The organism is Acinetobacter sp. TTH0-4 (assembly GCF_015602665.1).
Classification (GTDB): Bacteria; Pseudomonadota; Gammaproteobacteria; order Pseudomonadales; family Moraxellaceae; genus Acinetobacter; species Acinetobacter albensis.
The window spans coordinates 1,269,657-1,292,986 of sequence record NZ_CP059079.1 but is presented as its reverse complement, the minus strand read 5'-3'; the positions used below and the strand labels follow the sequence as shown (position 1 = coordinate 1,292,986).

Here is a 23,330-nt window from a genome sequence, read left to right as displayed (position 1 = left end):
ATTTTTTTATAATAATCGATCACTTAAAAATATAATTTGTTTATTTTTCTTGGCAATCATATTTACTCATATTGTTTAGCCAAGATTTTGATAATAGCTCTAACATAGATTAAATAAAATAATATTTATCAAATACTTATATTTATTCTATTTTATTGAAAATATAATTTCTCTTAAACCTGAATTAGAACAATATTTAAGCAAGGATAGATCTTTTAAAAGGATTTAGATTCATGCATAAAAATGGTATTTGAACAGTCTAAGCCTCCATTTGACTTTTAAAGACGGTATTTCTTTGATAAAATACCGCTAAGCGAAATAGAGTTTTATATTATGGAAAATATAACAAGAGAATCCATGGAGTTTGACGTTGTAATCGTAGGTGCCGGCCCTGCGGGTCTATCTGCTGCAATCAAAATCCGTCAGCTTGCCATTGAAAACAACCTTGCAGATTTGTCCGTGTGTGTCGTGGAAAAAGGCTCCGAAGTCGGTGCACACATCTTATCAGGCGCGGTCCTTGAACCACGTGCCATGAATGAGTTGTTCCCCAACTGGAAGGAAGAAGGCGCTCCTCTCAATGTACCGGTGACTGAAGATAAAACATTCTTCTTATTGTCTGATCAAAAATCTCAAGAAGCACCGCACTGGATGGTGCCTAAGACCATGCACAATGATGGCAACTATGTCATTTCACTCGGCAATGTGGTGCGTTGGTTAGGCACCAAAGCTGAAGAACTTGAAGTTTCAATTTTCCCCGGCTTTGCAGCCTCTGAAATTTTGTATCATACCGATGGTACGGTCAAAGGCATTCAAACGGGTGATATGGGCATTGGTAAAGATGGTCAACCGACCCATAACTTTACCCCAGGTTATGAATTGCATGCCAAATACACCCTTTTTGCTGAAGGCTGTCGTGGTCATTTAGGCAAGCGTTTAATTTCTCAATTCAATCTTGATCAAGATGCTGATCCACAGCATTACGGTATTGGGATTAAAGAGTTGTGGGAAATTGACCCAGCGAAACATAAAGCGGGTTTGGTGATGCATGGTGCAGGCTGGCCGTTAAATGAAACTGGCTCTTCTGGCGGTTGGTGGTTATATCACGCAGAAAACAACCAAGTGACCTTGGGCATGATTGTCGATTTATCGTATACCAATCCACATATGTATCCTTTTGCAGAAATGCAGCGTTGGAAAACCCACCCGTTGATTAAACAATATTTGGAAGGCGGTAAGCGTATTTCTTATGGTGCGCGTGCCGTCACCAAAGGTGGTTTTAATTCACTACCGAAGTTCACTTTCCCGGGTGGTTCGCTGATTGGAGATGATGCAGGTTTCTTAAACTTCGCCAAAATCAAAGGCTCTCATACTGCCATGAAGTCTGGCATGTTGGCGGGTGAAGCGGTATTTGAAGCGATTGCTGCCGGCGTAGAAAAAGGCGGTGACTTGGCGATTGCACGTGTGGTCGAGGGTGAAGATTTCTTTGCTAAAGAACTCACTGCATATACAGACAAGTTTAACAAGAGCTGGTTGAAAGAAGAGCTCTATCAGTCGCGTAACTTTGGTCCTGCCATGCATAAGTTTGGTCAATGGATGGGCGGTGCATTTAATTTCATCGATCAGAATATTTTCAGGGTTCCATTTACCTTGCATGACTTGGTGACTGACTTTGGTGCGTTAAAAAGCGTTGATGCGGTGAATTTCAAGCCAACTTATCCAAAACCAGATAACAAATTGACTTTTGATCGTTTGTCTTCGGTGTTTGTTTCGAATACGGTGCATGAAGAAAATCAGCCTGCGCATTTAAAACTGACCGATGCTTCTATTCCAGTCAACATCAACTTACCGAAATGGGATGAACCTGCACAGCGCTATTGTCCTGCGGGGGTGTATGAAATCATGGAAAATGATGATGGTTCAAAGCGTTTTCAAATCAATGCTGCGAACTGTGTGCACTGTAAGACCTGTGATATCAAAGATCCGTCTCAAAACATCACTTGGGTGACCCCTGAAGGTGGTGGTGGTCCGAATTATCCGAATATGTAATATCTGCGACAGCGGAAAACTCTGTTTTCCCTGTCTTATCTTTCGAATGAGGAATATATTCCACAAGTTCTCATATCCGACTATGTAATTAGCCATAAAAAAACCCCTTAAGAGGGGTTTTTTTATGGCTATCTATAAATATCTTTTTTCACAACCTATTTTTATCAAACTAGATGGAAAATAGAAATTTTCAATTTTTTCAAATCTATCGACTTAAAAATATTTAAATTTTATGCTTCAGATGCGAGCTTTCTTAACGTCAGAATTTGCTCACTACGACCAAACGGACCATGAATATCATGTAAGGTCGAGCTTGTAATTCCAATCCCATCTGAACCAAATTGCTGTGTCGCTTCTATCCCTAACCATTTACCCTCAGGCAAGCGATGGAGATGAATCTGTAAATCAAGATTTGGAAATGCCCAACCTTGGGTCGGTTGCTGTCTTGGCACAATGCCATTGGCTGTATCTATCAAGCCCATCAAATGTACGAAATCAGTGGTCGGCTGAGATTCCACCATATCTAAGTCCGTATTAATCCAAACCAAACCTTTACCCGCACGGCGCTGATTATCATCAGAGCGAGTTACCGTACTTTGGATAAAACCTCCGGGCCAATGTTTCATCCCCTCCCAAATTGGTAACTTCTCGGGATGTTCGATACCTTGATCCTCTAAACCTGAAATTGCAGAGGTATCTTGCGTCATCATTTTCCATGCACGTGCCACAATACAAATTTTGCCGTTCGCCTGCATTTCAGCTTCGATCAGCTCAATTGTTTTGCCTGCTCGAATCATACGCGTCGTAATACTAAACTCACCAAATGCGATTAAGCCAAAGATGTCTAAACTTATTCGACCAATACGCATATTTTCACGTGCTTGAAACTGTTCTAATTCTGCGCATAAAAGACCTGTTGCAGGTGCCATATGCTGCTCATGCGGATTCCATGCGCCCTGTGCATGAATATTAGAACGATAATAAGCAGTGACACGACCATCGGCATGCTGTTCACGATTTAATAATGAATAATAAGCTGACATAGATTTTCCTATTTAAAGATTCGCTTTTACTCTCTGAGTTCACTAACGTGTTTATATCCCTTGGTGATCAAAAATTTATCCATGGGGATATTCATTAAAAATAGATGCTGTGTTTATTGCAAATTAAATAAAAACAGCACCTTTGAAATAAAATTCAAATTAAACTGGATCTGGTGCTAAGTTCAATTCTTCACGCATAAATTCCTGTAATTTGAATTTTTGCGCTTTACCCGAAGCTGTCATTGGAAATTCATTAAAAAAGCGGACATAACGAGGAACTTTATTATGTGAAATATGTTCTGCACAATATTCACGAATTGCTTGTTCACTGGTTTGATGATGCTCATGCAAAATAATGCAGGCACACAGTTCTTCTCCATAACGTGGATCTGGCAGACCAATCACTTGTACATCCGAAATATCAGGATGGGTATATAAAAAGTCTTCTATTTCTTTCGGAAACAAATTTTCGCCCCCACGGATGACCACATCTTTAATCCGACCTTTAATTTTGACAAAACCCGCATCATCCATTTCGGCAATATCACCCGTATGCATCCATTTGGCAACATCAATCACTTCATCCGTTTTGTCGTGATCTTCCCAATACCCCAACATGACCGAATATCCACGAACACAGAGTTCACCCAATTTTCCTCGCGGAACCACTTTGCCATTTTCATCGACAATTTTGATTTCCAAATGCGGATGCACCTGCCCCACTGTTCCGACACGGTTTTCGACCGAATCAGTCGTTGAACTTTGTACGCTGACAGGTGCAGTTTCGGTCATACCATAACAAATCGTAATTTCAGTCATATGCATACGATCAATCACGCGCTGCATAATTTCACGTGGACATGGACTTCCCGCCATAATGCCAGTGCGTAAGCTGCTTAAATCAAACGTATCAAACTTTTCATGTTCAAGTACCGCAATAAACATCGTAGGTACGCCATAAGCTGCAGTACATTTTTCTTGCTCAATTGCAGTTAGAGTATCGAGTGGATTAAATACAGCAGATGGATAAACCATGGTTGAACCATGCGTTATACAGGCTAAATTGCCCATGACCATACCGAAACAGTGAAATAATGGAACTGAAATACAGACGCGATCGTGAGGACTTAAATGAATGGCTTCACCGACAAAATATCCATTATTTAAGATATTGTTATGGGTAAGCATGGTGCCTTTCGGATTACCCGTAGTACCCGAAGTAAATTGAATATTAATCGTTTCATCAAACTGTAAATCGGCTGCAATCGCGTTTAATTGCTCCAACTGCACCGTTGTAGGCTCAGATAATAAATCAGCAAATCGGTGAATACCTATCAGCGATTCAGAATCAATTTTAATAATATGCTTTAAATGCGGAAGACGTTTAGCAGATAAATTTTTATCTATAGATTGTGTCACCTCAGGTGCAATTTTGGTTAAAATTTCCTGATAGTTACTGGTTTTAAATTGAGCGGCAATGACCAAAGCCTTACAGGACACTTTGTTGAGTACATATTCAAGCTCACTACTTTTATAAGCAGGATTTAAATTCACCAAAATGATACCCGCTTTAAATGCCGCAAACTGGGTAATGGTCCATTCCACACAATTGGGTGACCAAATCGCAATTCGATCCCCCTTTTCCAAGCCTAATTCAAGCAAACTACAAGCAAATGCATTGACTTGATCCTGTAGCTGTTTATAGCTTAAACGTACATTCTGATGCACGCTAATCACTGCATCTTGTCCAGCATATTGTTCACATGCCTGATCAAACTTCGCACCAATTGTCATCCCTAATAAAGGCTGATTGCTCGCTCCATAGGCATAACTTAACCGTTGTTGTGTCATTGAATCACTCTCCTTGATTCTTTGTAATTATGATTCTTTCGCTTTGCGATAATATTTTTTTTGATTCAAATGATGTTTTCAAACAGGCTTATTTTTGTATATTAACCGAATGATTTTCCTCCTTGATTAAAACGCCACTTACACAAAAATCAGCAATCTGTTTAACAAAATAATCTTTATACGCCTGATCAAATCGGACATTTTTTGAGGGATTCAAAGGTTCAATCACCACAAAGGTCATTGCACCCACCACACAAAGTGCGGCTGTATTCAAATCTTCAAAACCAAACTCACCATTGATTTTACCTTCAGCCAATATTTGATTAATACTTTGTTTAATCAATTGCTTGCTGCGAAAACGCTCATGCTCTATTGATGCATCAACCGGCTCAAACATTAAGGAATAAGCAAGTTGCGGACTATTCAATGCACGTTTGACAAAAGTCGTCACTGCCTTATGTAATTTTTCCTGTGCTGAAAAATTGCTTGCAGCAATGTTATTCAAAATCTGAAATTCGTACTGAATAGCTTCAGATAAAACTTCGATTAAAATCTGACTTTTATTATCAAAATAACGATAAACCAACCCACTCGAAACACCTGCGCGTTCAGCAATGGCTTGTATTTGTGCATCCTTAAAACCACCTTGAGCAATCAATTCACGCGCAGACAACAAAATCGTTTCACGATTTTGTTCCATCCGCTCTTGCATCAATGCTGATCTTTTATAACTCATAATCTTATTCTCAACCAGATAAAATGAATTGTAAATCAATTTGTGAATTTATATTCACTTTTTTAAAAAAAAGATGTATTGTGAATTTAAGCACAACAAAAATTGCTTATGGAAACAAGAAATATAATCAACAGGATGACTACAGAAATGAATCTACAAAGCTTAAATTTTGGTTTAGATGAAACATTGCTTGCACTTCAAGATTCAATTGCCGCATTTTGTGCAAAGGAAATTGCCCCGATTGCGCAACAAGTCGATCAGGACAATATCTTCCCCGCTCATCTTTGGTAAAAATTTGGTGATATGGGTTTATTGGGTCTCACTGTGAGTGAAGAATACGGTGGGACAAATCTTGGATATCTGGCACATATTATTGCTATGCAAGAAATTTCACGCGCCTCTGCTTCTATTGGTTTGTCCTACGGCGCACATTCTAATTTATGTATTAATCAAATTAAGCGAAATGGTTCTGAAGCACAAAAACAAAAGTATTTACCAAAACTGGTTTCTGGAGATTATGTCGGTGCTCTCGCGATGTCTGAACCGAATGCTGGTTCGGATGTGGTCAGTATGAAATTAAAAGCAGAAGATCATGGCGATCATTATGTTTTAAATGGTTCAAAAATGTGGATCACCAATGGCGGTGATGCAGATGTTTTAGTGGTCTATGCCAAAACTGATTTAGCGGCAGGCTCAAAAGGCATGACCGCTTTTTTAGTGGAAAAAGACATGCAAGGATTTAGTCACGGGACGCATTTAGACAAATTGGGCATGCGAGGCTCAAACACTTATCCACTGTTCTTTGATGATGTCAAAGTACCGAAAGAAAATGTCATGGGTGGTGTTGGCAATGGCACCAAAGTACTCATGAGTGGTTTGGACTATGAACGTGCCGTTTTAAGTGCTGGTCCACTGGGCATTATGGATGCCTGTTTAGACACCGTAATTCCTTACATTCATGACCGCAAACAATTTGGTCAAGCGCTCGGTGAATTCCAGTTGATGCAAGGCAAAATTGCCGATATGTACTCCACTTGGCTGGCATGTAAAGCCCTCGTTTATGCAGTCGGTGCTGAATGTGACAAAGCGGAACATAGTCGCAGCTTACGTAAAGATGCGGCCAGTGCCATTTTATATGCTGCTGAGAAAGCCACATGGATGGCGGGTGAAACCATTCAAACCTTAGGTGGAAATGGTTATATCAATGAATTTGTTGCTGGTCGTTTATGGCGTGATGCCAAACTATATGAAATTGGTGCCGGAACCTCTGAAATCCGTCGCATGCTGATTGGTCGTGAATTGTTTAATGAAACAGCTTAAATCACGCCTATCCGTACACCAAATGCTGAGGAAATTTGAAAAATGAATAGATTACAAAGCAAAATTAATATTCGAAGTGAAGATTATAAAACCAATCACACTGCCATGCAGGTTTTGGTCGATGATTTAAAGCAAAAAGCCCAACAGATTGCTTTAGGTGGTGGCGAAAAAGCGCGTGAAAAACATTTGGCTCGTGGCAAACTTTTACCACGTGAACGTGTTGATCATCTCATTGATGCTGGAACTGCTTTTTTAGAAATTGGACAATTGGCGGCTTATCAAGTCTATCCTGATGATGTACCTGCGGCAGGCGTAATTGCTGGAATTGGTCAGGTCAATGGTGTGACCTGCATGATAGTGGCCAATGATGCCACAGTTAAAGGTGGAACTTACTATCCATTAACCGTTAAAAAACATATACGTGCGCAAGAAATTGCGGAACAAAATCATTTACCGTGTATTTATTTGGTCGATTCAGGCGGTGCTTACTTGCCCATGCAGGATGAAGTGTTCCCTGATCGTGATCATTTCGGACGTATTTTTTACAATCAAGCACGTATGTCAAGCCAAGGTATTGCTCAAATTGCGGTGGTGATGGGAAGCTGTACCGCAGGAGGAGCTTATGTACCTGCCATGTCGGACGAAACTATTATTGTGCGGAATCAAGGTACCATTTTCTTGGGTGGCCCCCCTTTGGTAAAAGCTGCGACTGGGGAAGTGGTCAGCTCTGAGGACTTGGGTGGCGGTGATGTGCATACTCGTCTTTCTGGAGTAGCCGATCATTTGGCCGAAAATGATGAACATGCTTTAGCAATCGCCCGTAATATTGTGGCGAACTTAAATAAAAAACCCAATAAAACTGCAGATGAAATTGAAGGACCATTATTTGATGCAAATGAATTGTACGGTGTTGTTCCTAGCGACGCACGCAAGCCTTTTGATGTAAGAGAAGTGATTGCCCGTATAGTCGATGGTTCACGTTTTGATGAGTTTAAAGCGCGTTTTGGAACCACACTGATTACAGGTTTCTCTGAATTGTTTGGGATGAAAATTGGCATTATCGCCAATAATGGTATTTTGTTTTCTGAGTCGGCACAAAAAGGCGCGCATTTTATTGAACTGTGTACTCAGCGTAATATTCCTCTGCTTTTCATTCAAAACATTACTGGTTTTATGGTGGGTCGCCAGTATGAAAATGAAGGTATTGCTAAAAATGGAGCCAAATTGGTCATGGCGGTTGCCAATGCGAATGTGCCTAAACTGACTTTAGTGATTGGTGGTTCGTTTGGCGCAGGGAACTATGGTATGTGTGGTCGTGCTTATTCTCCACGTTTCCTTTGGACTTGGCCCAATTCTCGGATTTCAGTCATGGGCGGTGAACAGGCTTCAAGTGTCCTCTCTACTCTAAAACGCGATCAAATTGAACAAAAAGGTGAAACTTGGTCTGCTGAACAAGAAGATCAGTTTAAACAACCGATTCGCGATCAATATGAGCGTCAAGGTCATCCTTATTATGCTTCAGCGCGTCTTTGGGATGACGGTGTGATTGATCCTGCACAAACGCGTCAGGTCTTGGGTTTAAGCTTGTCAGCTGCATTAAATGCCCCAATTCTACCCACCAAATTTGGCGTGTTTCGCATGTAGGGGATGAAAAATGACATATCAATTTTTACAGCTTGAACAACAGAATCAAGTGGCAACAGTTTGGATTAATCGTGCTGAACTACACAATGCCTTTAATACCCTTGTTATTGAAGAATTGCAGCATTGTTTTAACGCATTAAATACCTGTGATGATGTACGTGTCGTTGTTTTGGCAGGACGTGGTAAAAGCTTTTCTGCTGGGGCTGATCTAAACTGGATGAAACAGGCAGGACAAGCCTCACAAGCGGAAAATGAAGCAGACGCCCTAAAACTCGCGAAAATGTTGCAAAGTTTAGCCACTTTAAAACAACCGACTATTGCTCGGGTACACGGCATTGCTTTTGGTGGTGGAATGGGACTGGCTTCAGCCTGTGATATCTGTATAGCAAGTGTCAATGCCAAGTTTGCGACTTCCGAAGTTCGTTTAGGTTTAGCGCCGTCTACCATTAGCCCCTATGTGATTCGTGCCATTGGTGCTCGTCAGGCTTCGCGCTATTTCTTAACTGCTGAACGTATTGATGCGGAACAAGCACAAAAAATAGGTTTAGTGCATGAAGTGGTTCCTGTAGAAGAGCTGGATAGCAAAATTGATGAAATGGTTCAAGCCTTACTCTTGGGTGGCCCAGAAGCACAGGCAGCATCCAAACAACTGATTCAACTGGTCGACCAACAGGTTTTAACGGAAGAATTATTACTGCAAACAGCACAACATATTGCTCATGTACGCCAAGGATCAGAGGCAAAAAATGGCTTGAATGCTTTTTTAGATAAGCAAAGCCCTGCTTGGATCAAAGCCTCTACATAACAACAATAAGGAAATCACTATGTTTGAAAAAATCTTAATTGCGAACCGTGGTGAAATTGCTTGCCGTGTGATTCGTAGTGCGAAAAAATTAGGCATTGCCACGGTTGCGGTATATTCAGATGCCGATGCCCAATCGCAACATGTCAAACTGGCCGACGAAGCGATTTATATTGGTGAATCCCCTGCTGCACAAAGCTATTTAAAAATTGATCGTATTATTCAAGCCGCTATAACAACCGGTGCTCAAGCCATTCATCCAGGCTATGGTTTTCTATCTGAAAATGATCAATTTGCCGAAGCGTGTCAAGCCAACAACATCATTTTTATTGGTCCGCCTGTAGCCGCTATTTTAGCGATGGGTTTAAAAGCCACGTCTAAAGCCTTAATGGAAAAAGCCGGTGTTCCGCTTACACCGGGTTATCATGGTCACAACCAAGATGCCGAATTTTTAAAACAACAAGCCGATGCCATTGGCTATCCAGTGCTGATTAAAGCCAGTGCTGGTGGTGGTGGTAAAGGCATGCGTCTGGTAGAACGCAGTGAAGATTTTCTCAGTTCGCTCTCTTCATGTAAAAGTGAGGCCAAATCAAGTTTTGGTAATGATGAAGTATTGATTGAACGCTATGTGATTAATCCACGTCATATTGAAGTTCAAGTCTTTGGCGACTCACACGGCAACTATGTGCATTTATTTGAACGGGATTGCTCGGTACAGCGCCGTCACCAAAAAGTATTAGAAGAAGCGCCTGCACCTTTGGTTTCAAAAGATAAACTGGATGCGATGCGCCAAGCTGCAATTGATGCCGCGCGTGCGGTCGATTATGTGGGTGCGGGAACAGTCGAATTTATTGTGGAGCAAGATGGCACCGCGTATTTCATGGAAATGAATACCCGTTTACAGGTTGAACATCCTGTCACTGAAATGATTACCGATGTTGACTTGGTCGAATGGCAATTGCGTGTTGCCTTTGGTGAGCCTTTACCCAAACAACAACACCAATTAAACATTCATGGTCATGCCATTGAAGCACGTGTGTATGCAGAAGAACCTGAAAAAGGCTTTATTCCTGCAATTGGTCAAATTAGCTATTTACACTATCCAGAACAAAATCGGCATGTCCGCGTCGACAGCGGGATTGTTCAAGGCGATGAAATTAGTACCTATTACGATCCAATGATTGCCAAATTAATTGTTTGGGGCGAAAACCGTGAAGCCGCTTTATTGCAAATGCATCATGCCTTGGGTCAGTTCCATGTGGATGGCTTAGGCAATAATATTGCATTCTTAGACCGCATCATTCGTTGTGATGCATTTAAAACGGCAAAACTCGATACCAATTTGATTCAACGCGAAGATGAATTTCTGTTTAAAAATATTCCCCTCCTAGCACCTGAATTGGTCGTGGCAACCGCATTGACTGAGTTATTACTGCGCTTGAGTAAAAATAAACCCGCCACTAATTCGGTCTGGCAAAGTGAAACGCTATGGCGGGTTAATATTCGCCCAAATTACAATATTTCATTCAAGTTGAATGAGACAATTTTTCAAGTCAATTTAATCGCTGAAGAAAAAGGGTTTATTGCTGACTATCAAGGTGAAAAATTCCACATTGCTGGAGAACTTTTGAATAGTCATACCGCACATTTCAACATTAACGGCAAACAAGAGAAAATAGCGTTTAACCAAAATGTACAAGGTCTCACCATTTTTAAAAATGGCCAAAGCCACAAGTTTGGTTATATTCAGCAAAACTTCAGTGCGGAAGATGAACAAGGTACTGAGGGTAATTTGAAAGCCCCTATGCCAGGTGTCATTACCCAAGTTCTGGTTGCGAGCAATGATCACGTGAAAAAAGGCGATGTACTCATGACGCTTGAAGCCATGAAAATGGAATATTCAATTCGTGCGCCTCATGATGGCATTATTTTAACGTCTTATTTCGAAGCCGGTGATCAAGTCAAAGTAGGTGATGAACTGGTAGAATTTCAAATTCTAGCGGAGGAATCTGCATGAGCGAATTTGTTAAAATAGTCGAAGTGGGTGCACGCGATGGTCTACAAAATGAAAAGACCCCGCTGAGTTTGCAACAACGCAAAGACTTTATTTTAGACCTTGCAAAAACAGGCTTAAAATCAATTGAAGTCGGTTCTTGTGTGTCTGCCAAATGGGTACCACAAATGGCAGAAAGTGATCTGCTTTTTAGCCAGTTGCCGCAAGACCCCAATATCCAATTCAATTTATTGACCCCGAATTTAAAAGGTTTTGAGTCTGCTTTGGCCGTGGGTTGCAAAGAAGTTGCAGTTTTTACTGCAGCTTCTGAAAGTTTTACCCGCAAAAATATCAATTGTTCCATTGATGAAAGTTTTGAAAAATTTGCCGATATTATGGTATCCGCCAAAGCCAACCAGATTAAAGTACGCGGCTATGTGTCTTGTATGGTCGATTGCCCTTATGAAGGTGCAATTGATCCGAAGCATGTTGCACGCGTCAGTAAACGACTCTTGGAGATGGGCTGCTATGAAGTGTCCTTGGGTGAAACCATTGGCACAGCCACACCTGATCGGGTTAAAAAAGTGTGGGAAGTTTGTCTAGCTGAAATGGACAGCCAAGTTTTAGCTGGGCATTTTCATAATACTTACGGCATGGCGATTGCCAATATCTATCAATCATTGACTCAGGGGATTCGAATTTTTGATTCTTCAATCGCTGGTTTAGGCGGTTGTCCGTATGCAAAAGGTGCTTCGGGTAATGTCGCCACAGAAGATTTGTATTATTTACTCTCCAAAATGGGTTTCGAAACGGGTATTCATTTGGATGCATTAATGCATGCCAGTCGTAATATCAATCAAGTATTAAAGCGAAATAATCCATCGAATTATGCCAATGCCTATTGGCAAACGCATTAGATTAATGAGTTTTTCTCATTGCACATTAGAAAGTTTCAATTTCTAAAAAATGCAACACAATGCTAATAATAAAATAAATGGATAGAGGATAATCAGGATGAATAAAGTCGTTGCGACTGCTCAAATTGCCTTACAGGATATTGTCAAAGATAACCAGACCTTTGCGGTCGGTGGCTTTGGTCTATGCGGTATTCCTGAAGCACTCATAGATGCCTTAAAAGAAACAGGTGTAAAAAATCTAACCTGTATTTCGAACAATGCAGGTATTGATGATTTTGGATTGGGTAAATTACTTCAAACCAAACAAATCAAAAAAATGATTGCTTCCTATGTCGGTGAAAACAAAGAGTTCGAACGCCAATATTTAAATGGTGAACTGGAAGTTGAACTCACACCTCAAGGTACATTGGCTGAAAAACTACGTTCAGGTGGGGCTGGTATTCCCGCATTTTTCACTCAAACGGGTGTTGGCACTTTAATTGCCGAAGGTAAAGAACTGCGTGAGTTTGATGGTAAAGAATACATTTTAGAACATTCTTTAACCGCTGATGTGGCTTTGGTTAAAGCATACAAAGCTGATAAAGCCGGTAACTTGGTGTTTCGTAAAACTGCTCGTAATTTTAATCCTGAATGTGCTGTAGCTGGTAAATTCACCATTGTCGAAGTGGAACAGATTGTTGAAATTGGCGATTTAGATCCCGATGAAATCCATCTTCCTGGTATTTATGTCAATCGAATTGTATTGAATGCTACCCCTGAAAAGCGTATTGAACAACTGACTTTAAAAGCAGCGGAGGCTTAGTATCATGGCTTGGACACGTAATGAAATGGCGCAGCGCGCAGCTTTAGAGCTTGAAGATGGTTTCTATGTCAATTTGGGCATTGGTTTACCCACACTCGTTGCCAACTATCTTCCAGAAGGCATCAATGTCTGGTTACAGTCAGAAAATGGTTTATTGGGTATTGATGAATTTCCAACTGCTGAAACAGTCGATGCAGACTTAATTAATGCCGGTAAACAAACCGTCACAGCACGCAAAGGCGCTGCCTTTTTTTCCAGTTCTGAATCCTTTGCCATGATTCGTGGTGGACATGTCAACATTGCTATTTTAGGTGCAATGGAAGTTTCACAAACGGGTGACCTTGCCAATTGGATGATTCCGGGGAAAAAAGTAAAAGGTATGGGCGGCGCGATGGATTTGGTCGCAGGCGTACAAAAAGTAGTGGTGTTGATGGAACACTGTGCTAAAGATGGAACACCCAAAATAGTCGAGCAATGCGCCTTGCCATTGACAGGAAAAGGTGTGGTGAATCGTATCATCACTGATTTAGGCGTGATGGATATTACTGCTGAAGGCATTAAATTAGTGGAACTGGCAAAAGATGTTAGCTTTGATGATATTCAAAAAGTGACTGGGGTAACACTGCTTCAATAATTCAGTGTTGATGTGACCTTCTGTTTTCTTTTTCCCCTTAAAATTGATTCAAGTTTTAAGGGGAAATTAGTTTTGGCATGGATGTGCCACTCTTAAAACAATCATTTCAAGCATAAAAAGGACAGTACAATTATGGATAATTCGCAAAATATCTTGCAAAGATTTGCCTTAAAAGTCAGTGACTGGTCAGAAAAATGGTTTCCAGATTCCTATATATTTGCACTTTTAGGCGTTGTGATTGTGGCAATCGCAGCCATGAGCATAGGCGCACCAGTACAAGATGTCGCGATTTCATTTGGTAACGGTTTTTGGAGTCTGATTCCCTTTACCATGCAAATGTGTATGTTAATCGTGGTCGGATACGTGGTTTCCGTATCCAAACCTGTAGAACTGTTGATCCAAAAAATGGCCATGATTCCAAATTCAGGTCGAAATGCAATTGTATTGGTGGCAACGGTCAGTTTATGTATTTCTTTAATTAACTGGGCCATGAGTACAGTATTAACTGCTCTTTTGGTAATTGCATTAGCAAAGCGTAAAGAACTCAATATGGATTATCGTGCGGCTGCCGCTGCTGCCATTATTGGTATGGGTGCCACTTGGGCCTTGGGTATTAGTTCTTCTGCCGCACAATTACAAGCCAATAAAGCCAGTTTGCCTGAACCTATTTATAATTTAACTGGCGTTATTCCTTTTACTGAAACTATTTTCTTACCGCAATCCATGATTATGACGGCAGTCCTGATTATAGCCTCTATTGCGATTGCATTTTGGTCAGCGCCTAAAGGAAATAGTATTAAGACAATTGATGATTTTAATCTTCAGTTTGAAGTTGAAAAAACTGAAGTCCAAAGCAAAAAACGACCAGGTGACTGGCTAGAAAACTCACCCATTTTAAGTATTTTGATTGTGGCTTTAGGTCTCATTTGGATGTTTAACGAATTTACCAAAAGTAATCCCATTATCGCGATTTCTAGCCTAAATACTTATAATTTTATCTTTTTGATGCTGGGTATTGCTTTGCATGGTACACCCCGAAATTTCTTAAATGCAGTGTCTAAAGCTGTACCTGCGGTATCGGGCGTATTAATTCAATTTCCACTCTATGGCAGTATTGCTTTCATTATGACCAGTGCGATGAATGCGCAGGATTTATCCCTGTCACACTATATTGCAGAATTTTTTGTATCGATTGCTTCAAAAGAAACTTTTGCAATTGTCATGGGAATCTATTCAGCCATTCTTGGATTCTTCATCCCATCGGGTGGTGGAAAATGGATTATTGAAGCACCCTATGTGATGCAGGCAGCGCACGATTTAAAAGTCCATCTGGGTTGGTCTGTTCAAATTTATAATGCAGCTGAAGCGTTGCCTAACTTAATTAACCCTTTCTTTATGCTTCCCATGCTCGGCATTTTAAAACTTAAAGCTAAAGATGTGATTGGTTTTACCGTCACTCAGCTAGTTTTCCACTTCCCTTTGGTTCTATTTTTGCTGTGGATTTTGGGCAGAACTTTGACTTATACACCACCGACTTTTTAACACAACATTCTAAGTATGCATATTCGAACAGTATTAAATAAAGGGCATATCATATGCCCTTTTTTATTGACCTAATTTTTGATATAAAAGATACTAATCTTTCATCAAAAAAAAGAACTCTGGTTCTGAAATCAACCTTTTCTTTAGTGAGGATGACTTTTCTCATTCCCCCTATCCTCCCCACTATTCAGCAAAGCTTTAATCTTAATATAAAAATTTTGTATAAATTCTGCACTGTACTAAAACAAATGATGAATTGTTTAATCTGAATCAATGACATGTATTTTTCTAGATACCATAAAAAAACCTGAATCTTAAAAATAAGATTCAGGTTTTAGCACTTTAACTCTGATTATTTAACGGAGTGTTTGGTAAAGTTTACATTTGTTTCTACTGATGTATTTTTAAGACTGGTTAATACCGTATCTGAACGATTATGATTAATAAATGATAATGCCACTGCGCCAATTAAACCTGCCGCTGCAATCACCATAAAGTTCTGTTCAATCGGTAAACTTAACGCCACGATAAAACCAATCAATACAGGTGAAAGGATAGCCCCCATACGACCAATGCCCGCTGCCATACCTATACCTGTCGAACGAATTCCACTTGGATAAAACTGACCACAGTAAGCATACGCCACAATTTGAGCACCAGTTGTACATGCACCCACCATTGCAATATTGAAGTAAAGTATTTCAGTTGGCATTTGTAAAGTCATCATATATAAGAATACGCTGCCCAATGCATACATCGACACCAACACCCATTTAATATGGAAACGATCCGCCAACCAACCTCCACCAATTGCACCAATCACTGCACCCACGTTTAATGCAATGACAAAGCTTAAAGCAGAACCCAAGGTATAACCCGACATTGCCATGAGCTTCGTTAACCATGTGCTTAAAGCATATACCATAAACAAACCAGTAAAATAGGCAATCCAAAACATCAGCGTACTTTGTGAACGACCCTCTTTAAACAGCTGTACCATCGGATTATGTTCATTGTCTGCTTTAATGGTTTGCGTAAATTCAACCGACTCATTGAGTTGAAGCTGTGGATTAATATCCGTAACCACTTTTCTTAAATCTTGCTGATTTTGACGCTTTAATAAATAAGCTAACGATTCAGGCATCGATTTCAAAATAAAAGGTAAAAGCAAAACTGGGACACCTGCGGCAAAAAAGACCACTTGCCAGCCAAATTCCACAATAAATTGCTTACCGATTACCGCTGCTAAAATACCGCCAATCGCATAGCCCGAAAACATAAATGTGGTCATTAAACTACGGATTTTTTTTGGTGAATATTCGGTCATTTGAGCCACAATATTCGGCATGACGCCACCAATGCCTAGTCCTGCGATAAAACGCATAATACTAAATGTAATCGGATCATTGGTTAGACCTGCTGCTGCAGTAAATACACTAAATAAAAATACACAAATTGCGATCGTTAGACGACGCCCAATTTTATCGGACAATGCCCCTAAAAATATGGCACCAAACATCATCCCAAATAACGCAGAACTTGCCATGAAACCTGCAGTTGAAGCATCTACGCCCATTCCTGTCATAATCGATGGCAATGCAGCCCCAGCAACTGCAATATCATAACCATCAATAATAATGATCAGAAAACACCAAGCTAATACTTTTGCATGAAATTTATTAAACTTTGCTTCATCAGCAACTTTATGTACATCTATGTACTGCATGATCATCTCCTTGATTCATGATTTAAATTTTATGTTTCTTCTCTGTTTAAAAGGTTGTTTATATCAACCGCATTTTCAACTTGAATTGCACTTATTATTCGAACTATTTTAAACGGCTTATCATCATTTTAAAATAATAAATTTATCTAACACCCACAATGAATGTTTAACATTTAAACAACTTAATAATAAAAACAATATATGTCAATACCATTACATATAAATTTTATCAATATTTTATTTTTTCAATATAAACAAATAGATATAATAAATTAATCACATTCATTATATCGGCTTATTGTCTTATTTAAGACTTTTTTAGCACTTTTTTGGATTAAAAAAAACGCATTATTTAAATCGTTTTTATTGGGTTTCGGCTTTGTTGCACAAAGATTTGAAATGCAAAGCGCCCCTAATTGAGCCAAATTTAAGGCATAACTTGGGTAAGTGGTCGACCTAATTCCGTAAATCTGTTAAGGACTGCTACACGTGCATGAATCTCATTCACTTGGCTATCAAAACTCCTTGCACTGAGTTTATCTCCTAATAATTTAATGCAGTGCATCTTAGTTTCAACCAAACTTCGCCGATGATAGCCTGACCATTTTTTCCATAGTGTCCTGCCTAAACGTGTAACTGTTCGAAGTAATTCATTTCGCTCTAGCGAGCTACTCTTTGTATCTTTCCATGGTTTCGCATTTTTTCTAGGTGGAATCACCGCATGCGCTTGCCGATCTGCAATGACCTGACGGCATTGCTTGGTGTCATAAGCTCCATCGGTATAAACAGAGTCAATCCGCTCATCTTGTGGAATCTGATTAAGTAAATCACCAAGCACCTGTGAATCACTGACATTATTGGTTGTAAGCTGAACTGCTCGTATTTGCAGGGTTTTAGCATCTATACCAATATGAAGTTTACGCCATTGGCGACGATATTCAGGTCCATGTTTCTTGCGTTTCCATTCGCCCTCACCTAGAAACTTCATGCCTGTAGAGTCCATGAGTAGATGCAGCCCATCGCTACTTTTTTGGTAGCTGATTACAATATCAATATGCTTTTGTCTTCTACAAAGCGTGGTGTAATCTGGAGCTATCCAATTTAATCCGCAAAGTTTAATCAGACTTTGCACAAAGCCAGTGACCCTACGTAAAGACAGACGGAATAAGGATTTAATCATTAAGCAGCATTGGATGGCTGCGTCGGAGTAGGTTTGATTTCGCCCTTGTTTGCCTTTTGATGGCGCATACCATTGCGTAGCAGGATCAAACCAAATGGCAATATTTCCGCGACTCATGAGTGCTCGGTTATATGCGGGCCAATTGGTTGTGCGGTAGATTTTGTGTGTAGGCTTCTTCATTTGAAAATTATATCGCTGAAAAACCCTTTACAGATAGGTTTGTGCAACAAAGCCTTGGGTTTCTAATATCAAATTAAATTAAATTATAAATATAATAATAATCACATAATTAATATTATTTAATCCATATTTCAAAGACATTATTCAAATTTTTAAAATAAAAAAGCTGCTCAATTCGGCAGCTTTCAATAAATTCTAATTGCTTCAGATTTAGATCAAAAAAGTAGAAACGTAGCAAAGGTAATAAGTATTATAAATTTTTAAGACTCAATATGACTCAAATCTACTTTGATCATACTATCATTTAATTTATTAATCAGATGTGCAAGTGAAACCATGTCATCAAATTTAAAAGCATCAAAAATTTGTTTATAAAACTCCATAATTTTAACTTGCAGCTTTAACCACGTTTCTTTGCCTTTTGGTGTGAGTGCAACATTTTTTACACGACGGTCTTTGGTATCACTGACCCGTTGCACTTCCCCATCCCGCTCTAAACGTTTGAGTACACCATCTAAACTTTGACGGCTAACGCCTAAATAGCTAGTTAAATCTGAAAATGACATTCCTGATTCAACTGAAGGACGCGATAAAGCACCTAAAACTGACCAATGGATAGATGAAATTCCAAGTTCTTTTTGGCATTGACGATCTAAGGTATTACTTGCTTGAAATAAACGGAAAAAAAGGCGGTTATGAATTGGAGCAACTGAATTCTGAGAGACATTCAGATCTATTGGACTCATTTTGTAAAACCTATATACAGTCATTAAAAGTATGAGTGCTTTAAGTATCATATCTACATCAAGAAAAATAGGCTTAAATGATTATTTAAGATTTATGGCAAATAATTTGTCTCTCTTGCATGCAAATCAAAAAGCCCCAGCGAACTTGCTGAGGCTTTATTAAATAATTTATTTAAAGGGTTTAGAAATTCTTGGTAAAAGTCGTCATTACACGGTTTTCTTGAAAAGAATTGCCATGCTCAATATCATAATTGACATATAACCATCTGAATGCCAAACCTTTTAATTTTGGATTTTGTACATCATAGGTTAAAATAAAGTTGGTTTCTGATTCATGATTATCTCGTCCTTGAGCATCTTTGAAATCGCTACCATATACATATTTAACCATGGTGTTTAAACCTGGTGCATAATCTTTAAAATCATATCCATACACAAAATGAACTGATTTTTCATCTTTCTTAAAGAATCCAGTGGTATTCCAGTTAATAAAATACAGCTCTGGCAAGAAACCATCAGGTAAAGGATATGCGGTATCACCAAAAATCTGCTGATAGCCCAAACCTACACTATGATTACCGACAGAAACTTTTTCCAATAAGCCGATATTATGGTTATCAATTTCGCCTGCTTTCGCTTCACCAGAATCTTGTGATCTAAAGTACTTTAAATGCGTTTGCGATTTTAAGTATTCATTTTTCCAAGAGTATTGGAAACCAAGATAATGCTTGTCGTACAAGTCTTCCAAATCACCATAGTAATATTCAGCTTTTAAACTAGGTGTCACATCATATTTTAAATCAATATAATTTAGACCATCTGAATATTGTTTCACTCCATTTTTGGTCACTGAAAATTCGTGAAAACCCTCTTCATAACGTGGTGAAACTTGGCTAATACGCCCCAACTCTAGTTGCAGTTGATCCGTCACTTTGGATTTGATTTGACCACCCCAGTAGGAGCTGATCAATTGACGACTGGTATCCACAGAAGTAATCGGTAAATCTAGAAATAATTCACCGACTTTAAATTCGGTGTTGTCATATTTCAGTTTAAACGTTCCACCGTATTTAAAGAAATTACGGTCTTGAGTTTGTCTATTGGTGTTAAATGGTAAAATCGTATCATCTATATGACGGTCATCACTCAAACGTAAAGCATATTGAAGTGACGCATCTACGCCCAGTTCAATTGGCTTATCTGCAACCGTTAAAACAGTTGGAATATATTTGGATTGATAAAACCCTGAAATACCCTGCGACCAACTACCCGGATCTTTAATATTTTCATTATCAAAATTACGTTCTACGAAGGCATTTTTTAACACCAGTTTAAACTGGTTTTCATTGGTATCTGCATGAGCCACGCCACAAAGTGCCATATTAGCCAGTACAATGGCAGCCAGTGGTTTTAATTTAATATCCATATTATTCCCTTAAGTTGATATTCACCGAGTAGACTAAAAACGACTTAGCCTACTTTTACTCATCATTTATTGAGCAACAGTTTTAATTAAAGTGTCTTTTTCTGGGTTCGGTTCCGTCTTCTGATTCCCTTCTACAGAAGCTTTAAGATTCACCATAAAGATAGCCAATGCTGCAATTACACCTGGAATAGCAATGATTAAAAAATTCATTTGGTGAGGCAATTCAAAAGTCAACAATGCACCTGTTAATACTGGCCCAACGATGGCACCAATTCGTCCAATACCAGATGCCCAACCCATTCCTGTTGAACGAACCGCAGTTGGATAAAATTGTGCGACGAAAGTATAAAGTAAAATTTGTGAACCAATGGTTGCTGCACCAGCAATAGCGATCAGGGTATAAAGCACAGCTTGCGGACTATTAAAACCGAGTAAAATTAATGCAATCGCACCGACCACAAACATAATGGTTAATACAGGTTTTAAATGGAATCGATCTGATAAAACACCGCCGCCAATTGCACCGACCATGCCGCCAATATTAAGCGCGAATAAGAACATCAAACTTGCACCTAAAGAATAGCCTGCTTGAATCATCAGTTTTGGTAACCAGCTGCCTAATGCATAGACCATCAGTAGACACATAAAGAATGCTGCCCAAAACATTAAGGTACTTGCAGTACGCCCTTGCTGAAATAAAGCACGTAAAGGTGCTTCATCACCGATAGTCGCTTCATTTAAAACAAACTTAGTTTGTGGTGTAATGATTTGATCTGGTCCAATTTTTTGAACAATGATACGGGTCTGTTCTGTTTCACCTTTTTTGGTTAAAAACATCAGTGACTCAGGTAAAAACTTCCAAATAAGCGGTAAAGTGAATAATGGAATGCTGGCGAGATAGAACATAATTTCCCAGCCATAAGTCGGCACTAACCAAGCACCTAACAATGCGGAAGCCATGCCACCAATGGCATAACCACTAAACATAATCGCGACCAAGGTGCTACGAATTCGCTTCGGTGCATATTCAGTCATTAATGCGACCACGTTTGGCATCACACCGCCAATCCCTAAGCCGGCCAAAAACCGTAAAATACCAAACTCAGTGGGTGTTGTCGCAAAAGCACCTAAAAAAGTAAAACCACTGAAAATGGTAATACAAATCATAATGGTTTTTTTACGACCCAATTTGTCAGAAAGTGTGCCAAAACTCATGGCACCAAACATCATGCCAAATAATGCGGTACTTGCGAGTAAGCCTGCTTGAACTGAGCTTAAAGCCCATTCTTGCATCAAAATAGGCAGTACCACGCCATAAATCACTAAGTCGTATCCGTCGAAAATAATGATCATTAAACACCAGATGAGCACTCCCCAATGAAAAGGAGTGAATTTAGCCTCATCCACCAAGGTGTTTATATTCAGTTTATTGCTATTCATCTTGCGCTCCTGCATATGAATATTTAGATCTGCACAAACAATGAAGCAAAGAAAAATTTTTGTCCAAAACTCATTACATATATATTCATACCTAAAAAGTTGCGTAGAGCTTTTTTATTGAAAAATAAATACTTTAAAGATATCCAGAATTGTAGATGCTATAAAAAGGCGTCTAATTTTCAGACCAATGTATTTTCATGCATCAAAAAAAGTGTCCATTGATCGAATTTTTTTAATAATCCGAGGACACTTTTAACGACATTCTGGCTTTATTTCATTTTTAAAATATTCAGATTTCTTTTTCTGTATACTTTATATGTATAATTTTTTTTAAATCACAGCACGGTCATATTTAATCGCTTCAAGATCATAAACCTGATAAATACAGTCAAAGAGTGAACGAATATCTTCACTTTCATCCATACTTCGAATGGCCAGAAAAATAGGGCTGACCGCGGCATCATCCAGTAGTGGTATATAGTTTAAATGCGACAACTGAATGGTTTTGGCACTTTCTGGCACAATACAAATGCCTTCCCCCGCTGCAACTAAACCTAGCGCCAGCTGAATTTCACGAACTTCTTTCAGGTTTTTTGGATCAAGGCTATATTCAGAAAACAGTGATCTCACTTGAGTCGAAAAATTAGGTTTTGGATGGCTTGGATAAAGAAATAATTTCTCATCGACTATATCTGTGAGGTATACACCATTCTTTTGTGAAGCCAGTGAATGACTTGCATGTACTGCCACCATTAACGGTTCTTCACGTAATAAAATCCGCCTTACAGCAGGGTCCGAAATACGTAATCGTCCAAAACCGACATCAATTCGACCTTCTTTAAGTGCCTGAATTTGCTCTTTAGTGCTCATTTCAATCAAATCAATTTTTAGTTGGGGTTGTTGCTGACGAAATAAATAGACTATTTTGGGCAACAAGCCGTATAGTAAAGAACCAACAAAGCCCATTGTGACTGTTTTTTCAACCATCCCCACACGTTGAGTCATGGCTTTAATTTCTTCAGCATTAGACAAAAGTTTAACAGCGTGTTGATAAAAAAATTGGCCCGCTTCAGTGGTTAATAAAGGGCGACTTCCACGCTCAAAAAGCTGTATACCTAGCTCTGCTTCTAGGTTCTGGATCTGACGACTTAAAGGAGGCTGAGCAATAAACAGCTTTTCGGCTGCTTTTGTGAAACTTTGCTCTTCCACAACCGCCACAAAATAACGTAAATGTCTCAGTTCCATAACAATCCATACCTTTAAAGCATAATAAAATGCAAATTTGATCTTCGACAGTGAATG

The 23,330-nt window shown here is 39.3% G+C and carries 17 protein-coding genes and 1 pseudogene; 9 read left to right on the top strand and 9 right to left on the bottom strand.

What is annotated here, in order from left to right; genetic code table 11:
* The first annotated feature begins 333 nt into the window (after nucleotides 1–333).
* Nucleotides 334–2,046, top strand: coding sequence for an electron transfer flavoprotein-ubiquinone oxidoreductase (locus tag H0S58_RS05980; RefSeq protein ID WP_195727427.1), 1,713 nt, complete (start codon nucleotides 334–336; stop codon nucleotides 2,044–2,046).
* Between the two features lie 230 nt (nucleotides 2,047–2,276).
* On the opposite strand, the gene H0S58_RS05975 is transcribed toward H0S58_RS05980, so the two are convergent.
* From H0S58_RS05975 to H0S58_RS05965, 3 genes are all read right to left on the bottom strand, one after another.
* Nucleotides 2,277–3,089 (bottom strand): thioesterase family protein, encoded by an 813-nt coding sequence (locus H0S58_RS05975; protein WP_195727426.1) that lies wholly within the window; start codon nucleotides 3,087–3,089, stop codon nucleotides 2,277–2,279.
* 159 nt (nucleotides 3,090–3,248) lie between these two features.
* Nucleotides 3,249–4,940, bottom strand: a complete 1,692-nt coding sequence (locus H0S58_RS05970; RefSeq protein ID WP_195727425.1) for an AMP-binding protein — start codon at nucleotides 4,938–4,940, stop codon at nucleotides 3,249–3,251.
* Between the two features lie 88 nt (nucleotides 4,941–5,028).
* Nucleotides 5,029–5,676 (bottom strand): TetR/AcrR family transcriptional regulator, encoded by a 648-nt coding sequence (locus H0S58_RS05965; protein ID WP_053577905.1) that lies wholly within the window; start codon nucleotides 5,674–5,676, stop codon nucleotides 5,029–5,031.
* 147 nt (nucleotides 5,677–5,823) lie between these two features.
* Between H0S58_RS05965 and H0S58_RS05960 the strand changes: the two are divergent.
* From H0S58_RS05960 to H0S58_RS05925, 8 genes and pseudogenes are all read left to right on the top strand, one after another.
* A pseudogene (locus H0S58_RS05960) lies at nucleotides 5,824–6,996 on the top strand (isovaleryl-CoA dehydrogenase).
* Between the two features lie 42 nt (nucleotides 6,997–7,038).
* Nucleotides 7,039–8,640, top strand: a complete 1,602-nt coding sequence (locus H0S58_RS05955; protein WP_195727424.1) for a carboxyl transferase domain-containing protein — start codon at nucleotides 7,039–7,041, stop codon at nucleotides 8,638–8,640.
* Between the two features lie 10 nt (nucleotides 8,641–8,650).
* Entirely contained in the window at nucleotides 8,651–9,445 is a 795-nt protein-coding gene (locus H0S58_RS05950; protein ID WP_193892885.1) for an enoyl-CoA hydratase/isomerase family protein, read from the top strand.
* Nucleotides 9,446–9,464: 19 nt separating this feature from the next.
* Nucleotides 9,465–11,459, top strand: a complete 1,995-nt coding sequence (locus H0S58_RS05945) for an acetyl/propionyl/methylcrotonyl-CoA carboxylase subunit alpha (protein ID WP_195727423.1) — start codon at nucleotides 9,465–9,467, stop codon at nucleotides 11,457–11,459.
* Complete coding sequence (locus H0S58_RS05940; RefSeq protein ID WP_195727422.1) at nucleotides 11,456–12,352, top strand: hydroxymethylglutaryl-CoA lyase; 897 nt, start codon at nucleotides 11,456–11,458, stop codon at nucleotides 12,350–12,352. The genes H0S58_RS05945 and H0S58_RS05940 overlap by 4 nt, the downstream gene beginning before the upstream one ends.
* Nucleotides 12,353–12,449: 97 nt before the next feature.
* Nucleotides 12,450–13,154: a CoA transferase subunit A gene (locus H0S58_RS05935; RefSeq protein ID WP_092721176.1), complete on the top strand. Its 705-nt coding sequence runs from the start codon at nucleotides 12,450–12,452 to the stop codon at nucleotides 13,152–13,154.
* Nucleotides 13,155–13,158: 4 nt separating this feature from the next.
* Nucleotides 13,159–13,788, top strand: coding sequence for a 3-oxoacid CoA-transferase subunit B (locus H0S58_RS05930; RefSeq protein ID WP_193892876.1), 630 nt, complete (start codon nucleotides 13,159–13,161; stop codon nucleotides 13,786–13,788).
* 132 nt (nucleotides 13,789–13,920) lie between these two features.
* A complete protein-coding gene (locus tag H0S58_RS05925) occupies nucleotides 13,921–15,330 on the top strand; it encodes a short-chain fatty acid transporter (protein WP_053577897.1) in 1,410 nt (469 codons plus the stop codon).
* Nucleotides 15,331–15,682: 352 nt separating this feature from the next.
* On the opposite strand, the gene H0S58_RS05920 is transcribed toward H0S58_RS05925, so the two are convergent.
* From H0S58_RS05920 to H0S58_RS05895, 6 genes are all read right to left on the bottom strand, one after another.
* Nucleotides 15,683–17,056 carry an MFS transporter gene (locus H0S58_RS05920; RefSeq protein ID WP_195727421.1) on the bottom strand — a complete coding sequence of 458 codons (1,374 nt, stop codon included), beginning with the start codon at nucleotides 17,054–17,056 and terminating at the stop codon, nucleotides 15,683–15,685.
* A 427-nt stretch (nucleotides 17,057–17,483) separates the two neighbouring features.
* Nucleotides 17,484–18,416, bottom strand: a complete 933-nt coding sequence (locus H0S58_RS05915; RefSeq protein WP_195727420.1) for an IS5 family transposase — start codon at nucleotides 18,414–18,416, stop codon at nucleotides 17,484–17,486.
* A gap of 260 nt (nucleotides 18,417–18,676) precedes the next feature.
* A complete protein-coding gene (locus tag H0S58_RS05910; RefSeq protein ID WP_195727419.1) occupies nucleotides 18,677–19,162 on the bottom strand; it encodes a MarR family winged helix-turn-helix transcriptional regulator in 486 nt (161 codons plus the stop codon).
* A 181-nt stretch (nucleotides 19,163–19,343) separates the two neighbouring features.
* Nucleotides 19,344–20,588, bottom strand: a complete 1,245-nt coding sequence (locus H0S58_RS05905; protein ID WP_195727418.1) for an OprD family outer membrane porin — start codon at nucleotides 20,586–20,588, stop codon at nucleotides 19,344–19,346.
* A 66-nt stretch (nucleotides 20,589–20,654) separates the two neighbouring features.
* The gene (locus H0S58_RS05900; protein WP_195727417.1) at nucleotides 20,655–22,028 is read right to left on the bottom strand and encodes an MFS transporter; all 1,374 of its coding nucleotides are present in this window, start codon (nucleotides 22,026–22,028) and stop codon (nucleotides 20,655–20,657) included.
* 330 nt (nucleotides 22,029–22,358) lie between these two features.
* Complete coding sequence (locus tag H0S58_RS05895; RefSeq protein WP_053577891.1) at nucleotides 22,359–23,273, bottom strand: LysR family transcriptional regulator; 915 nt, start codon at nucleotides 23,271–23,273, stop codon at nucleotides 22,359–22,361.
* Nucleotides 23,274–23,330 lie beyond the last annotated feature (57 nt).

Bases quoted from the DNA above. Each gene is read 5' to 3' on its own strand.
- H0S58_RS05980 (WP_195727427.1), top strand. From the start codon at position 334: ATGGAAAATATAACAAGAGAATCCATGGAGTTTGACGTTGTAATCGTA.
- H0S58_RS05975 (WP_195727426.1), bottom strand. From the start codon at position 3,089: ATGTCAGCTTATTATTCATTATTAAATCGTGAACAGCATGCCGATGGT.
- H0S58_RS05970 (WP_195727425.1), bottom strand. From the start codon at position 4,940: ATGACACAACAACGGTTAAGTTATGCCTATGGAGCGAGCAATCAGCCT.
- H0S58_RS05965 (WP_053577905.1), bottom strand. From the start codon at position 5,676: ATGAGTTATAAAAGATCAGCATTGATGCAAGAGCGGATGGAACAAAAT.
- H0S58_RS05955 (WP_195727424.1), top strand. From the start codon at position 7,039: ATGAATAGATTACAAAGCAAAATTAATATTCGAAGTGAAGATTATAAA.
- H0S58_RS05950 (WP_193892885.1), top strand. From the start codon at position 8,651: ATGACATATCAATTTTTACAGCTTGAACAACAGAATCAAGTGGCAACA.
- H0S58_RS05945 (WP_195727423.1), top strand. From the start codon at position 9,465: ATGTTTGAAAAAATCTTAATTGCGAACCGTGGTGAAATTGCTTGCCGT.
- H0S58_RS05940 (WP_195727422.1), top strand. From the start codon at position 11,456: ATGAGCGAATTTGTTAAAATAGTCGAAGTGGGTGCACGCGATGGTCTA.
- H0S58_RS05935 (WP_092721176.1), top strand. From the start codon at position 12,450: ATGAATAAAGTCGTTGCGACTGCTCAAATTGCCTTACAGGATATTGTC.
- H0S58_RS05930 (WP_193892876.1), top strand. From the start codon at position 13,159: ATGGCTTGGACACGTAATGAAATGGCGCAGCGCGCAGCTTTAGAGCTT.
- H0S58_RS05925 (WP_053577897.1), top strand. From the start codon at position 13,921: ATGGATAATTCGCAAAATATCTTGCAAAGATTTGCCTTAAAAGTCAGT.
- H0S58_RS05920 (WP_195727421.1), bottom strand. From the start codon at position 17,056: ATGCAGTACATAGATGTACATAAAGTTGCTGATGAAGCAAAGTTTAAT.
- H0S58_RS05915 (WP_195727420.1), bottom strand. From the start codon at position 18,416: ATGAAGAAGCCTACACACAAAATCTACCGCACAACCAATTGGCCCGCA.
- H0S58_RS05910 (WP_195727419.1), bottom strand. From the start codon at position 19,162: ATGAGTCCAATAGATCTGAATGTCTCTCAGAATTCAGTTGCTCCAATT.
- H0S58_RS05905 (WP_195727418.1), bottom strand. From the start codon at position 20,588: ATGGATATTAAATTAAAACCACTGGCTGCCATTGTACTGGCTAATATG.
- H0S58_RS05900 (WP_195727417.1), bottom strand. From the start codon at position 22,028: ATGAATAGCAATAAACTGAATATAAACACCTTGGTGGATGAGGCTAAA.
- H0S58_RS05895 (WP_053577891.1), bottom strand. From the start codon at position 23,273: ATGGAACTGAGACATTTACGTTATTTTGTGGCGGTTGTGGAAGAGCAA.